Source organism: Ruegeria sp. CH11, assembly GCF_056537105.1.
This window is the reverse complement of the sequence record NZ_JBQFQX010000001.1, coordinates 279,136-292,805: the sequence shown is the minus strand read 5'-3', so window position 1 is coordinate 292,805 and position 13,670 is coordinate 279,136. Positions and strand designations below refer to the sequence as shown.

General features: G+C 57.9%; 17 protein-coding genes. 14 read left to right on the top strand and 3 right to left on the bottom strand.

Annotated features, from left to right (window positions below; genetic code table 11):
* Positions 1 to 120 precede the first annotated feature (120 nt).
* The 9 genes from ACR0LX_RS01455 to ACR0LX_RS01415 all read left to right on the top strand — a co-directional run bounded on the left by ACR0LX_RS01455 (position 121) and on the right by ACR0LX_RS01415 (position 7,604).
* On the top strand, positions 121 to 963 hold the full coding sequence (locus ACR0LX_RS01455) for a DUF2059 domain-containing protein (protein WP_480782273.1): 843 nt from the start codon (positions 121 to 123) through the stop codon (positions 961 to 963).
* Positions 963 to 1,772, top strand: a complete 810-nt coding sequence (locus ACR0LX_RS01450; protein WP_480782272.1) for a DUF2059 domain-containing protein — start codon at positions 963 to 965, stop codon at positions 1,770 to 1,772. Before ACR0LX_RS01455 ends, ACR0LX_RS01450 begins: the two co-directional genes overlap by 1 nt.
* Positions 1,773 to 1,977: 205 nt before the next feature.
* On the top strand, positions 1,978 to 2,616 hold the full coding sequence (locus ACR0LX_RS01445) for a 50S ribosomal protein L21 (protein ID WP_480782271.1): 639 nt from the start codon (positions 1,978 to 1,980) through the stop codon (positions 2,614 to 2,616).
* Between the two features lie 11 nt (positions 2,617 to 2,627).
* Positions 2,628 to 2,897 (top strand): 50S ribosomal protein L27, encoded by a 270-nt coding sequence (gene rpmA, locus ACR0LX_RS01440; protein WP_010440093.1) that lies wholly within the window; start codon positions 2,628 to 2,630, stop codon positions 2,895 to 2,897.
* Between the two features lie 96 nt (positions 2,898 to 2,993).
* The gene (locus ACR0LX_RS01435) at positions 2,994 to 3,602 is read left to right on the top strand and encodes a LysE family translocator (RefSeq protein WP_480782270.1); all 609 of its coding nucleotides are present in this window, start codon (positions 2,994 to 2,996) and stop codon (positions 3,600 to 3,602) included.
* Positions 3,599 to 4,135 (top strand): GNAT family N-acetyltransferase, encoded by a 537-nt coding sequence (locus ACR0LX_RS01430; protein WP_480569710.1) that lies wholly within the window; start codon positions 3,599 to 3,601, stop codon positions 4,133 to 4,135. The genes ACR0LX_RS01435 and ACR0LX_RS01430 overlap by 4 nt, the downstream gene beginning before the upstream one ends.
* A gap of 37 nt (positions 4,136 to 4,172) precedes the next feature.
* Positions 4,173 to 5,207, top strand: a complete 1,035-nt coding sequence (gene obgE, locus ACR0LX_RS01425) for a GTPase ObgE (protein ID WP_480782269.1) — start codon at positions 4,173 to 4,175, stop codon at positions 5,205 to 5,207.
* On the top strand, positions 5,195 to 6,301 hold the full coding sequence (gene proB, locus ACR0LX_RS01420) for a glutamate 5-kinase (RefSeq protein ID WP_480782268.1): 1,107 nt from the start codon (positions 5,195 to 5,197) through the stop codon (positions 6,299 to 6,301). Before obgE ends, proB begins: the two co-directional genes overlap by 13 nt.
* A gap of 40 nt (positions 6,302 to 6,341) precedes the next feature.
* Positions 6,342 to 7,604 carry a glutamate-5-semialdehyde dehydrogenase gene (locus ACR0LX_RS01415; RefSeq protein ID WP_480782267.1) on the top strand — a complete coding sequence of 421 codons (1,263 nt, stop codon included), beginning with the start codon at positions 6,342 to 6,344 and terminating at the stop codon, positions 7,602 to 7,604.
* On the opposite strand, the gene ACR0LX_RS01410 is transcribed toward ACR0LX_RS01415, so the two are convergent.
* Complete coding sequence (locus ACR0LX_RS01410; RefSeq protein ID WP_480782266.1) at positions 7,601 to 8,197, bottom strand: histidine phosphotransferase family protein; 597 nt, start codon at positions 8,195 to 8,197, stop codon at positions 7,601 to 7,603. The two genes, ACR0LX_RS01415 and ACR0LX_RS01410, sit on opposite strands and share 4 nt — an antisense overlap.
* 42 nt (positions 8,198 to 8,239) lie before the next feature.
* Between ACR0LX_RS01410 and ACR0LX_RS01405 the strand changes: the two genes are divergently transcribed.
* The 5 genes from ACR0LX_RS01405 to tsf all read left to right on the top strand — a co-directional run bounded on the left by ACR0LX_RS01405 (position 8,240) and on the right by tsf (position 12,031).
* A complete protein-coding gene (locus ACR0LX_RS01405; RefSeq protein WP_480569724.1) occupies positions 8,240 to 8,422 on the top strand; it encodes a DUF3553 domain-containing protein in 183 nt (60 codons plus the stop codon).
* A 102-nt stretch (positions 8,423 to 8,524) separates the two neighbouring features.
* Entirely contained in the window at positions 8,525 to 9,280 is a 756-nt protein-coding gene (gene olsB, locus ACR0LX_RS01400; protein WP_480569727.1) for an L-ornithine N(alpha)-acyltransferase, read from the top strand.
* Positions 9,267 to 10,121 carry a lyso-ornithine lipid O-acyltransferase gene (gene olsA, locus ACR0LX_RS01395; RefSeq protein ID WP_480782265.1) on the top strand — a complete coding sequence of 285 codons (855 nt, stop codon included), beginning with the start codon at positions 9,267 to 9,269 and terminating at the stop codon, positions 10,119 to 10,121. The genes olsB and olsA overlap by 14 nt, the downstream gene beginning before the upstream one ends.
* A gap of 166 nt (positions 10,122 to 10,287) precedes the next feature.
* The gene (gene rpsB, locus ACR0LX_RS01390) at positions 10,288 to 11,079 is read left to right on the top strand and encodes a 30S ribosomal protein S2 (protein WP_480569732.1); all 792 of its coding nucleotides are present in this window, start codon (positions 10,288 to 10,290) and stop codon (positions 11,077 to 11,079) included.
* A gap of 76 nt (positions 11,080 to 11,155) precedes the next feature.
* Positions 11,156 to 12,031, top strand: coding sequence for a translation elongation factor Ts (tsf, locus tag ACR0LX_RS01385; protein ID WP_480782264.1), 876 nt, complete (start codon positions 11,156 to 11,158; stop codon positions 12,029 to 12,031).
* Between the two features lie 355 nt (positions 12,032 to 12,386).
* On the opposite strand, the gene ACR0LX_RS01380 is transcribed toward tsf, so the two are convergent.
* Complete coding sequence (locus ACR0LX_RS01380; RefSeq protein WP_480569738.1) at positions 12,387 to 13,142, bottom strand: autoinducer binding domain-containing protein; 756 nt, start codon at positions 13,140 to 13,142, stop codon at positions 12,387 to 12,389.
* Positions 13,139 to 13,588 (bottom strand): type II 3-dehydroquinate dehydratase, encoded by a 450-nt coding sequence (gene aroQ, locus ACR0LX_RS01375; RefSeq protein ID WP_480782263.1) that lies wholly within the window; start codon positions 13,586 to 13,588, stop codon positions 13,139 to 13,141. The genes ACR0LX_RS01380 and aroQ overlap by 4 nt, the downstream gene beginning before the upstream one ends.
* Between the last annotated feature and the right edge of the window lie 82 nt (positions 13,589 to 13,670).

Sequence of the window (13,670 nt, the reverse complement as noted above, 5' to 3'; positions counted from 1 at the left end):
GGGGTCTGTGAGGGGGGGATTTAGTGAGGATTGGGCAGGGGTGCAAGCAGAAAATTCCCGATTCCGGCCTTGTCGGGATTTTCCATTGCCTGCGGGCGGAAAACACCTAGGCTGATAGGTATGACCTACTTAGCAAACCGTCTGTTTTGGCCGGGCCTGTTAGGCCTGATCGCTGCCTGTCTGACAGCGAGCGCCGCCTTATCGTCCAACCGGGACCGGATCGAGGCGTTTTTGACCACAACCGGGTTCGACGTAGCGCTTGAGAGCATCGCGCTGTCCTCGGCCTCTGCCCCAAGGATGTTGGGGATTGATACCGAAGGTTTTGGTTCGGATTGGGCGCGCCTGACCGAAGAAGTGTTCGATACCGCCGAAATGCACGAGACTGCCGTAGGCATTCTGGAGCAGACGCTCAGCGACGAAGCGTTAGGCCATGCAGTTGAGTTTTATGCCTCGGACCTCGGCCAACGTTTGGTGGTCGCCGAGAACGCCGCGCATATGGACGAGGACGATGCCGCAAGGCAGGAGGAGGGGCAGCGGATTGTCTCGGACCTGATAAAGCAGGGGTCGCAGCGTGTCGAAAGCCTGAAACGGATGAACCGCGCTGTAGATTCCAGCGGCACGTCGCTCAGGGCTTTGCAGGAAATTCAGCTTCGGTTTCTGTTGGCCGCAAGCGCATCGGGCGTGATCGATTTGCAGTTGGGCGGCGATGAGCTGCGCGAGTTGATGAAGCTGCAAGAGCCTGAGATGCGCCGCGTGTTACAATTGTCCGCTCTGGCAGGAGCTGCGCAGACATATCAGGAGTTCTCTGACGCAGATGTAGACGCCTATGCCACCGCGCTGGAACACCCGCTGATGCAAGAGGTGTATGAACTGCTGAATGCCGTCCAGTACGAAATCATGGCAATGCGGTTCGAGGTTCTGGCGGCCCGGATGGCCGAATTGCGACCCGCGCAGGATATCTGATGCGACTACTGGCCCTTGCCATTGCAGGTTTTGCGCTTTTTGCGGCGCCTCTGGCGGCCAATGAACGGGTGGCGCGCCTGATGCAGGCGATGCAGGTGCAAGAGGTCATGGCGATCATGGGGCAGGAGGGGCGCGCGCAAGGCGACGAGCTTAACGAAAGCGTACTGAACGGCACTGGGGGTGCCTATTTTCGCGCCCAGGTCGCGGAGATCTACGACCCTGACTGGATGCAAGAGAGGATAACGCGCACCGTCGGAGAAAAAATGGACGACGGCCAGCTGGAAAAAGCCGCCCTGTTCTTCGAAAGCGAATTGGGACAAACAATTGTCGCGCTCGAAAACTCCGCTCGAAACGCCCTGAGGGACGACTCAGTTGACGAATTGGCGCGTGAAACTTACCTGGAATTTGACCGAGACACCGCATTCTTCAAGCTCATCGACGAATACGTGCAGATCAACGATCTTGTCGATTTGAACGTTCAGGGATCGCTGAGCGCCGACTACAACTTTTATCTCGGCATGTCCTCGGGCCAGGCGTCGCCTGTCGATGCGGATGCCATTCTAAACCAGCTTCTGACCCGGAAACCCCAGTTGGCCGAAGAAACCGAGACCTGGATCTATGCTTTCCTAATCATGGCCTATCAACCGCTGAGCGAAGCGCAGATGCGCGAGAACATCGCGTTCTCGCGGACTGAAACCGGGCGCGCGCTGAACGAGGCGCTGTTCATCGGGTTTGACGACATGTTAGATGCAATTTCCTATCGCTTGGGCGAGGCCGTCGCCCACGCTATGAACGCTTCGGATTTATGACCCGAAAAGCGGTTGACTTTTGATCGCAATATTCGGATAAGCCCGCATCCCGGCCGGAATCTCCGCGCCGGGTATCGTTATTATTTGACCTCAGGGTTCGCCCGAGGTCGTCACACAGCCCGAAAAGGGCGCGCTGTTCGAGGTGGCTTAGGCCGACAACACCCGATTGGGGACCACAGAACGCGGTTAGACAAAGGAAAGACGCATGTTTGCGGTCCTCAAGACTGGCGGCAAGCAGTACAAGGTTCAGGCGGGCGATGTGCTCCGTGTTGAAAAGCTGGCTGCCGACGCAGGTGAAACAGTTCAATTCAACGATGTTCTGATGCTGGGCGGTGACGCTCCGGTTGTTGGCGCACCTTTCGTTGAAGGCGCAGGCGTACAGGCCGAAGTGATCGAACAGATCAAAGGTGACAAGGTCATCAAATTCGTCAAGCGCCGTCGTAAACACAGCTCGAAGCGTACCGTTGGCCACCGTCAGAAACTGACTCTGGTCAAGATCACCGACATCTTGTCGTCGGGCGCTGACAAATCGGGCATCAAAGCTGCAACCGGTTCGGTTTCCGCGGCGGCTGTCGAAGCGGCAGCACCCAAGAAAGCACCGGCTAAGAAAGCTGCCAAAGCCGAAGCTCCTGCTGTCGACGCAGGCGCGGACGATCTGAAGAAACTGTCCGGCGTTGGCCCCGCGCTTGAGAAAAAGCTTCTCGAAGCCGGCATCACCACCTTTGCCCAGATCGCGGCATGGACGGATGAAGACGTAGCTGCTATGGACGAGAAACTGTCGTTCAAAGGCCGGATCGAGCGTGAAGGCTGGATCGAACAGGCCAAAGAACTGGCTAAAGGCTAAGGAGAGAGAGAATGGCACATAAAAAAGCTGGCGGTTCCTCCCGTAACGGTCGCGACTCAGCAGGTCGCCGCCTTGGCGTGAAACTCTATGGTGGTCAGGCGGCCATCGCGGGCAACATCATCGTGCGTCAGCGCGGCACCAAGTTCTGGCCGGGCGAAGGCGTAGGCATGGGCAAGGATCACACCATCTTTGCAACTGTCGATGGCGCCGTTAAGTTCCATAAGGGACTGAAAAACCGCACCTTTATTTCGGTCCTGCCAGTGGCGGAGGCCGCAGAGTAAGCCGAAACCCAGAAGGTTTAAGAAAATTTCATGGGGGACCGGCAGAAAATGCCGGTCCCCTTTCTCGTTTTAACGCAGTTGTGAAGCCACGAATCAATGACAGTCGCGACCACCAGTTTCCTGATCTTTGCCGCCAGTCAGGTCGGCACGCCGGGACCGGCCAATATGGTCCTGCTGGGTACCGGTGCGCGCTATGGGTTCAAGGCGGCGCTGCCATTTGTGGCGGGCGTCATTCTGGGTAAACAACTGATAATCTGGCCGGTCGGTTTCGGACTGATGCAGATGGCCGAGCAGGCGCCGATGGTTTTTGCGGTGCTGAAATATGCCTCTGCCGCTTATATTTGCTGGCTTGCTTGGAAGATCGCCAACCTGAGGCTGTCGCGTGAAAGTGCCGGGGGCAAGGTTCCGGGGTTCTGGGCGGGGCTGATCGTGCATCCGCTCAATCCCAAGGCCTGGGCCATGATTATCGCCGGGTTTACCGGCTTTGTCGCCGCAGGGACGTCAAGCTTTAACGCAACGTTAACAATCGCTCTCTGTTTATTGTTTTGCCAAGTGATTCTGCACCCGATCTGGACATTTGCTGGGGATAGAATTGCCCATGCGGTTGAAGGTCGGCCTGCGGAAAAATATCTGATGTGGACGTTAGCGAGTGTCACTGTTGCGTCCGTACTTTTTGTGTTGTTCGGAGGAGGAACGCACTCATGAAACTTGAGACAATAATAAACCAGCCGGTCATCGAAACCGAGCGGTTCGATCTGCGCCCGTTGCGTCGGTCGGATATGGGTCTCATCGAACATTATGCAGGCGATGAGCGCGTCGCGCGTATGACCACGTCGATCCCGCATCCGCTGCCGCCCGGCTCGGTCGAGGCGTTTGTGGCACGGTCGATGTCGGAAGACCGGGACGAGGACGTCTGGGCATTGGATGCGACCAAGGATGGCGGTCCGGAACTGATCGGGTTGATCTCGCTTGAACGGTTGGATCGCAACCAGTCCGAAGTGGGCTATTGGGTCGCACCGGTCTATTGGAACACAGGTGTTGCGTCGCTGGCGGTCGAAGCGTTGGTACTGGCGAACCCGCTTGAGAACTCGACCATGTTTGCCAGCGTGTTTCAGGACAACCCGGCCTCGGCGCGGGTGCTCACGCATTGCGGGTTCCAGTATTTGGGTGATGCCGAAAACTATTCGGTGGCGCGCGATGCGAATGTGCCCACCTGGACGTATAGCAAAAAACTCTGACTTGTGGCCGATGGGGCCTTTGCAGTAGGGGACAGTCATGAAATTTCTCGATCTTGCAAAGGTCTACATCCGGTCCGGGGCCGGAGGTAACGGCTGCGTCAGCTTCCGACGCGAAAAATATATCGAATACGGCGGCCCCGATGGCGGGGACGGCGGCAAAGGCGGGTCTGTCTGGGCCGAGGTTGTGGATGGGCTGAACACCCTGATCGACTTTCGTTATCAGCAGCATTTCTTCGCCAAGAACGGTCAGCCCGGCCGTGGTCAACAGCGCACCGGCAAGGATGGTGACGACATCATCTTGCGCGTGCCCGTCGGCACCGAAATTCTGGACGAGGACGAAGAGACCGTCATTTGCGATCTCACCGAGGTCGGGCAGCGGTTTCTTCTGGCCAAAGGCGGCAATGGCGGCTTTGGCAACCTGCATTTCAAATCCGCGACCAACCAGGCCCCGCGCCGGGCAAACCCGGGGCAGGCGGGCATTGACCGCACCATCTGGCTGCGGCTGAAGCTGATTGCGGATGTCGGCCTCTTGGGACTGCCCAATGCCGGGAAGTCTACATTTCTTGCAACGACGTCGAACGCACGGCCGAAGATCGCAGACTATCCGTTTACCACGTTGCACCCAAATCTGGGCGTTGTTGGTGTAGATAACGTGGAATTTGTCGTGGCTGACATTCCCGGACTGATCGAAGGCGCGCATGAGGGCCGGGGGATCGGGGACCGTTTTCTCGGCCATGTGGAACGCTGTGCGGTTCTGTTGCATCTGGTTGACGGCACATCGGAAACCGTGGCCGAGGACTACCAGACGATCATCACAGAGCTTGAGGCGTATGGCGGGGAACTGGCCGAAAAGCCACGGATCACCGTGCTCAACAAGATCGATGCGTTGGATGCAGACGACCTAGCATTGAAAACGGCCGAGTTGGAAGATGCGGTGGGCGGCCCGGTGATGACCATGTCTGGTGTCGCTCATCAGGGCGTGACTGAGGTACTGCGCAGTTTGCGCGCTCGGATCGACGACGACCGGGTCCGCCAGAAGCCCTCTGAGGAGGCCCAGCCTTGGCAACCCTGACGTCCGCCAAACGCCTTGTCGTCAAGATCGGGTCGGCGTTGCTGGTCGATCGTGAAACAGGGTTGTTGCGATCGGATTGGTTGCGCTCTTTGGCGCTGGATGTGGCCTGGCTGAAAGGGCAGGGCACAGACGTGATTTTGGTCTCGTCCGGGTCCATCGCCCTGGGCCGGGGCGTGCTGAACCTGCCGATGGAGGCTCTGGCACTCGAGCAATCTCAGGCCGCCGCTGCGGTCGGGCAAATTCGACTGGCACGGGCCTATGAAGAGGCTCTGACGCCGCACAAGATCAAGACAGCGCAAGTTCTGGTGACGCTTGAGGATAGCGAAAACCGGCGGCGTTACCTGAATTCGCGCGCAACGCTGGAAACTCTGCTGGGTTTGGGTGTGGTGCCGATCGTCAACGAAAACGACACGGTGGCCACGGACGAAATCCGCTATGGGGATAATGATCGCTTGGCGGCACAAATCGCAGTAACGGTCGGGGCCGATCAACTGGTGCTGCTTTCGGATGTCGACGGTTTCTACACCGGCAATCCGAACGAGGACAGCACCGCGACCCGTTATGATGTGATCCGCGAGATCACGCCCGAGATCGAAGCGATGGCGGGTGATGCAGGCTCTGGACTGTCAAAGGGTGGTATGAAGACCAAGCTGTTGGCTGCCAAGATGGCAACAGCAGCGGGGTGTGACATGGCAATTACCGAAGGGTCGATCCTGAACCCATTGAAATCGCTGGAAAATGGCGCGAACAGCACCTGGTTTACGGCGACGCTGGACCCACATGCGGCACGCAAACGCTGGATCTCGGCCATGAAGCCACGGGGTGAGATTGTTGTCGATCAAGGTGCAGCGCGGGCTCTGGCAAACGGCAAGAGCTTGCTGCCAGCGGGGATCGTCAAGGTCACCGGAGATTTCGGTCGCGGCGATCCTGTTGCTATTCTGGATCCTGAAGCACGGCGACTGGCGCAGGGCCTGAGCCGATATACCGCGCAGGAGGCGGACGCGATCAAGGGGCGCAAATCCTCGGAAATCGAGGCGACGCTGGGTTATCCGGGCCGGGCTGCGCTGATCCACCGGGACGATCTGGCGCTGTGACGGCGTGATTTGATAAGTTGGAACAAGAAAGGCAGATGAGATGAAGGACTTTGACACCATTCCCGCCCTGATGGCCGATCTTGGGAAGCGGGCCAAGGCTGCGTCTCAGGACCTTGCTTTTGCGTCTGCAGAACGCAAACACGCCGCGCTGATTGCTGCGGCTGAGGCTGTGTGGACCAACCGCACCCAGATCATTGAGGCCAATAAAAAGGACCTGGAGTTCGGTCGCGAAAAGGGCCTGAGCCCGGCGATGATGGACCGGCTGATGCTGGACGAAGCGCGCGTTCGGGGCATGGTCGATGGGCTGCGCACAGTTGCCGATCAGGCAGACCCCGTTGGCGAGGTTCTGGCCGAATGGGACATGGCCTCGGGGCTGAATATCCAGCGGGTCCGCACTCCGCTCGGTGTCATTGGCGTGATTTACGAAAGCCGCCCGAACGTGACAGCCGATGCCGGGGCGCTGTGTTTGAAATCCGGCAATGCCGTAATACTGCGCGGCGGGTCCGAGAGCTTTCATTCCTCCACGGAAATCCACGCCTGTCTGGTCAAGGGGCTGAAGGCTGCGAACCTGCCCGAAGATGCGATTCAACTGGTTCCGACTCGTGACCGTGCTGCGGTTCAGGAGTTGCTGACAATGACGGATTACGTGGACGTGATCGTTCCGCGCGGCGGTAAGGGCCTTGTGGGGCTGGTCCAGCGCGAGGCACGCGTGCCGGTCTTCGCGCATCTTGAAGGGATCGTGCATATCTACGTCGACAAGGACGCTGATCCGCAGAAAACGCTGGACGTGGTGCTGAATGCCAAGACGCGTCGCACCGGTATCTGCGGGGCCGCCGAATGCCTGCTGATCCATCAGGATGTCGCTGACACGCTGGGACGCGATCTGATCGCAGCACTTATTGCGGCCGGCGTTGAGGTACATGCCAAAGGTACATTGGCGGTGGATGGAAGCCACGCGGCCACTGACGCGGATTGGGGCAAGGAATTCCTAGATAGCATCATAGCCGCCAAACCCGTCGCGAATATCGACGAGGCGATCGCGCATATCCGTCAGTATGGCTCGAATCACACCGATTGCATCATGACCGAAGACCCCGCAGCAGCGGCCCGGTTTTTTGAGCGTCTGGACAGCGCAATTCTGATGCACAACGCCTCGACCCAATTCGCGGATGGCGGAGAGTTCGGAATGGGGGCAGAGATCGGAATCGCTACCGGCAAAATGCATGCGCGCGGCCCGGTTGGCGCCGCGCAGCTGACAAGTTTCAAGTACCTTGTGCGGGGAAATGGAACGATCCGAGATTAGAACCGAAGAACAACGCGGGTTGGGGCGGTTTCAGCTGCAACCCGCCGCCCGAGTGCGCTTGCAGCCTGCGGCAGCAACGCAAACTGGACCTGTGCGGGCGTGATCTTTTGGGGAAATCGGCCTGTGGTCACGTTTTTCCACAAATCGCCATCGATATTCAACTTGTCTGCGATACCGGTGACGACCCAACCATCGCCCTGCGCCTCGACACTGGCCTGACCACCCATGGGCATGGCGTTTTCGCAGCACATCAGTGCCAGAAACACCAATTTTACCTGATCACGCGGAATGGCTTCGCTCAGCGGCCAAACCACGCGCAAACGCCCGGCCTTTTCAACGTCTTGCAACAGGCCGTTAACCTCGGTCCGCCCCAGCGGCTGATCGCTTGCGGCCCCGAAGGCCACGCGAAAGAACCGGATTTTGGCTGCGGCGCTTCCCACACTGCCGGTGATCAGGTCCATCTCGGGGCCTTGCATCGACCCCACCATCTCCAACAGTTCCAATCCGTTGGTAATCGCCCCGACAGGGCTGATCAGGTCGTGACAAATCCGGGACCCGACCAGCTCGGTCAGGTTGACGTCTGTGCCGCCCATGCGTACCTCCTGCTGCATCTGCCGCCGGACCGGAGCCCATGCATGACAGACCTCAATGCCATTCTTGCACCGGGCATGTATGTCCGCCACCCGGATTTCCCCGACTGGGGCGTCGGACAGGTCCAGTCCAACATCGCAGGTAAGATCACCGTTAACTTTCGCGAGCAGGGGAAAGTGGTGATTGACGGGACACGCATTGCCCTGGTGCCGGTCTTTGATCCGTGAAACTGGTTTAGGAAAGGTTAACAACCTTGACCAGAGTCGAGTTGTTGCCTTGCCCCGGAAATCTGGGGTATCAGCGCACGACACGAACAACGGACAACCCGAATGCCCGACCCAGGCCCATCCTTCACTATAAAGCTCGCCGAAACCGACGCTGAACTCAAAGCCGCGCAACGGTTGCGCTATGACGTGTTTGTGCGCGAGTTGGGCGGCGGTGGAGAGATGGTTGATCACGAGGCAGGTCTGGAACAGGACCGGTTCGATCCGGTGTTCGATCACATGCTGGCCTATGACGATGCGACAGGCGAAGTCATCGGTGTTTACAGGCTGTTACCGGGCGAACGTGCAGCGGAAATTGGACAGTTTTACTCTGAGGACGAGTACGATCTGACGATTCTGAAACAGTCCGGGCGCAAACTGCTGGAGCTTGGCCGATCCTGCCTGCACCCGGATTATCGCGGTGGCACGGCGATGTATCACCTATGGAACGGGTTGGCAGCCTATGTCGCAGAACGCCAGATCGAGGTGTTGTTTGGTGTGGCCAGTTTCCACGGCACCGATGTGCAGGCGCTGGCGCAACCGCTGTCGATGTTGCACCACAATCATCTGGCCCCTTCCGACCTGAGGGTCCGCGCGCAGCCGGACGTGTTTCAAAGCATGGATATCGTAGCGCCCGAAAACCTGGATCGTCGTGCCGCGATGGTGCAGGTGCCCGCGCTGATCAAGGCCTATTTGCGGCTTGGTGGGTTCGTAGGCGAGGGCGCTTTCATCGACCACGCCTTCAACACAACAGATGTTTGCCTGATCCTGGACACCAAACGCATGAACGAACGGCAACGGCGCATTTATGGCGGAGCGTAACGCTGTGAGTCAGGCATCTTGGCAGAGCGACGAAGCGCCCGATCCCATCGAACTGGGCTTCTTAGGGTGGTTGCTTGTCTTCCTGCGCGGTATTCCTTTGGCGACGCTTGTCTTTGGCGGGCTGGTTATCCTGTTGCTTATCCGGCTGGTCGAACGTCCTTTCTTTGGCGTGCGTCGTCCGATAACCCCTTTCATTGCGCAATTTGTGTGTCGGAACGCTTTTCGCATTTTGGGTATTGGATTCCGGACCTCTGGCGAGTTGATGCGGGAACGGGGGGCCGTGGTTGCGAACCACACATCCTGGCTGGATATCTTCGCGCTGAATTCGCGAAAACGGGTTTATTTCGTTTCCAAAGCCGAAGTGGCGAACTGGCCCGGCATCGGTTGGTTGGCCCGTGCAACGGGAACCGTGTTCATCGAACGGAACCCCAAAAAGGCGCAAGAACAAACCCGCATATTCGAAGAACGGCTGAAAGCCGGGCACAAGCTGTTGTTCTTCCCCGAGGGGACTTCGACCGATGGATTGCGTGTTTTACCTTTTAAAACAACACTTTTTGAGGCGTTCTTTGCAAGCGAGCTGCGCGATTTCATGTATGTGCAGCCGGTTTCGGTTGTTTTTCACGCGCCTGAAGGGCAACCGGATCGGTTCTACGGATGGTGGGGTGATATGGATTTCGGGCCGCATCTTTTGAAAACCCTGGGCGCACGCAAGCAGGGCTCGGTCGAGTTGATTTACCACGCACCGGCCAAGGTCAGCGACTTTGCGAACCGCAAGGCGCTTGCCGCGCATAGCGAACAGGCCGTACGCCACGCTCATTCGCTCGCGCGGCTTGAAAAATAAGGGCATTAAGCCCTTGCGCAATAGGAAAACCTGCCGTATACGCGCGCCATTCAAACCCGCAGGCGGGGTTTGGGCTTTGTAGGGGAGACATCCCTATCTGGCCCGCCGGTTGGAGCATCCGCTTCTTTCACCCCCGCCGAGGCGTAAACCGGAAAAGGAAAATAGCATGGCTCTTCCCGAGTTCACCATGCGTCAGCTGTTGGAAGCTGGCGTTCACTTTGGTCACCAGACACAGCGTTGGAACCCCCGCATGGGCCCGTTCATCTACGGCTCGCGCAATGGCATCCACATCATGGACCTGACCCAGACCGTTCCGATGCTGGACCAAGCTCTTCAGGCCGTTCGTGACACCGTTGCAAAGGGTGGCCGCGTTCTGTTCGTTGGTACCAAGCGCCAGGCAGCCGGCCCGATCGCAGAAGCCGCTGAAAAGTCGGCTCAGTACTACATGAACCACCGCTGGCTGGGTGGCACGCTGACCAACTGGAAAACCGTTTCCCAGTCGATCAACCGTCTGAACCAGATCGACGAAGCGATGGAATCGGGTGCCGAAGGCCTGACCAAGAAAGAGCGTCTGGGCATGGAACGTGACCAGGGCAAACTGCAGGCATCGCTGGGCGGTATCCGCGAGATGGGCGGCGTCCCTGATCTGCTGTTCGTCATCGACGTCAAAAAAGAAGCGCTGGCGATCGCAGAAGCCAACAAACTGGGTATCCCGGTAGTGGCTGTTGTCGACACCAACTGCTCGCCCGACGGTGTTGATTACATCATCCCCGGCAACGACGACGCAGCCCGTGCAATCGCTCTGTACTGCGACCTGGCCGCACGTGCTGCTCTGGACGGTATGACCGCTCAGATGGGTGCTGCTGGCGTTGATCTGGGTGCGTTCGAAGAAGCCCCGGTTGAAGAAGCCGTTGCAGAAGAAGCCCCCGCCGAAGCAGAAACACCTGCCGAAGCGTAAGCTGCCCGTCACGTAAATGACATATGGGGCAGGGTAGACCTGCCCCAATTCCGTTTGAATTGAGGAGAGCCTAAAGATGGCAATCACAGCAGCAATGGTTAAAGAACTGCGCGACGCAACCGGCGCAGGCATGATGGACGCAAAGAAGGCACTGACCGAGACCGAAGGCAACATGGACGAAGCCGTTGACTGGCTGCGCACCAAGGGTCTGGCCAAAGCAGCCAAAAAATCGGGCCGTACCGCAGCCGAAGGTCTGGTTGCTGTTCACGTCAACGGCGGCAACGGTGTTGCTGTCGAAGTGAACTCGGAAACCGACTTTGTCGCCAAGAACGCCGAATTCCAGGAAATGGTCGGCAAGATCACCTATGCAGCCGAAGGCGTCGACGATGTCGAAGCTCTGCTGGCGGCTGATCTGGGCGGCAAGAACGTTGCAGACACTCTGACCGACAAAATCGCCACCATCGGTGAAAACATGTCGGTGCGCCGCATGTCGAAACTGTCGGGCGACACCGTTGTGTCCTACGTCCACAACGCAGCCACCAACGGCATGGGCAAGATCGGCGTTCTGGTCGCTCTGTCGGGCGGTGACGACGCGATTGGCAAGCAGGTTGCGATGCACATCGCAGCTGTAAACCCGGCGGCTCTGTCCGAGGCGGACATGGACCCGGCCGTTGTCGAGAAAGAAAAGCAGGTTCAGATGGACATCGCCCGCGAATCCGGCAAGCCGGAGCAGGTGATCGAGAAGATGATCGAGGGCCGCATGAAGAAATTCGTCGCGGAATCGACCCTTTTGAACCAGCAATTTGTCGTGAATCCTGACCTGACCGTTGAAGCGGCAGCCAAGGAAGCAGGCGCGACCATCACCGGATTCGTCCGCATGGAAGTTGGCGAAGGCATCGTTGTCGAAAAAGAAGACTTCGCAGCAGAAGTTGCCAAAGCCGCCCAAGGCTAAGACAAAGTCACGACCCCCAGTGGGTCATGAACGCTCAGCCGGTCACGGAAACGTGGCCGGTTTTTTTGTTGTTTGTCAAACGACTTGAACGATTTTAGGACGTATTGAAATGAGGGACCCCGCATGATGGGGATGGACAGGGTCCCTCAAAATTCCGACTGACAGACGCGGACGAATAGACGCCTCTCATTCAGAGTGACCGGAGAGCTTTGGTATTGCAAAGATCCAATCAAATCGTTCCCTGGCTAAAGCCACCACTCACGGAACAGTATCAATTTGCGATTTTTTGCGCGGAAAGGGAAGTAATGTTTTCCTTACCTATGGTAAACTGACGCAGTTTAGCGTCAATAAACCGTTACGCTTCCATGACAAACATCTGATTCTGCAGTGATGCCTTCAACACGGCCTGCGCCGTGGTTTCGACGCTCAGAGCTTCACGCGCGAGGCGCAGATGCTTTTCAACGGTGGCAGCAGTCAGCCCCATCAGCAGCGCGATATCCTGCGTCGTCTTGCCGTCGCCGACCCATTGCAGCGCCTCGCGCTGCCGCTTGGTCAGGGCGCGGTTTGGCGCGCTGTATGGCAGCGTCAGGATCTTCAAATGCGCCATGTTGTTCATGAGCAGGATGTCTTCTCCGTGCGCGTCCCAGACAGCGTCAATTTCGTCCTGGGTACGACCACCGATACAGGCCATCGAGATCGCGCCCTTGGATCGCACGGAAACCGAGTTGAAACTGACCGTGAATCCAACGGTTATGTTTTTGGATCTGTTGAATTCATAAACTTGCCGTTCCTGCTCGGTCATGGTGCCGGTCGACATCATCTCTTGGATCATTCGCCAACTGGCCGCGCCCTCATTTTGAAGCGCCCATTTCAGCATGGGAGCATGGAAATACAGGCCGGAATGCAGGAACCCGTTCAAATAGTCGTTGCAGTGGTTGGTCAGGATCACAAAGTCTTCGGGGTCCCCCAAAGACGTTTCTGTACGGTATTGCGTGTGACCGTACAGAAGGCGGTCGAACCCGTATTTCGCCATTTGGCGACAGTGGGCATCCCAAAGCTCTTCCAGGGTTTTGGTGTAGCTGATGAAGTTGAGGTATTCGTTCAAGTTCAAACGGTATCCTCCCTCGAAAGATGGTCTGCAAGCGCGTCCATGGCCAGGACGTAAACCTGTCCACCGAACCCGCAGATTTGTCCGATGCAGACCGGCGCGATATACGAGTGATGGCGAAACGTTTCGCGCGCGTGAATGTTTGACAGATGGACTTCTACAACGGGCAGGTTTACCGCTGCGATCGCGTCCCTTAGGGCCACGGAAGTGTGGGTATAAGCGCCGGCATTCAAAACGATCCCGTCCTGCGTGCCACGCGCCGCATGGATCGCGTCGATCAGCGCACCTTCGTGATTGGATTGCACATGCGTCACGGTCTGACCCTGCGCCTCGCCGTGCGAGACACAGCGATCCACGATCATGTCCAGCGTTGTATGGCCGTAGACCTCGGGCTGCCTGGTGCCCAAAAGGTTCAAGTTCGGGCCGTTCAGAACCAATATTCTCGTCATCTTCAATCCATCCCCGTTACGTTGTGATAAACCCGAAACGAGGGGGCGTCCACCCGACTATTTGTTCACGAAACAAAGTTTC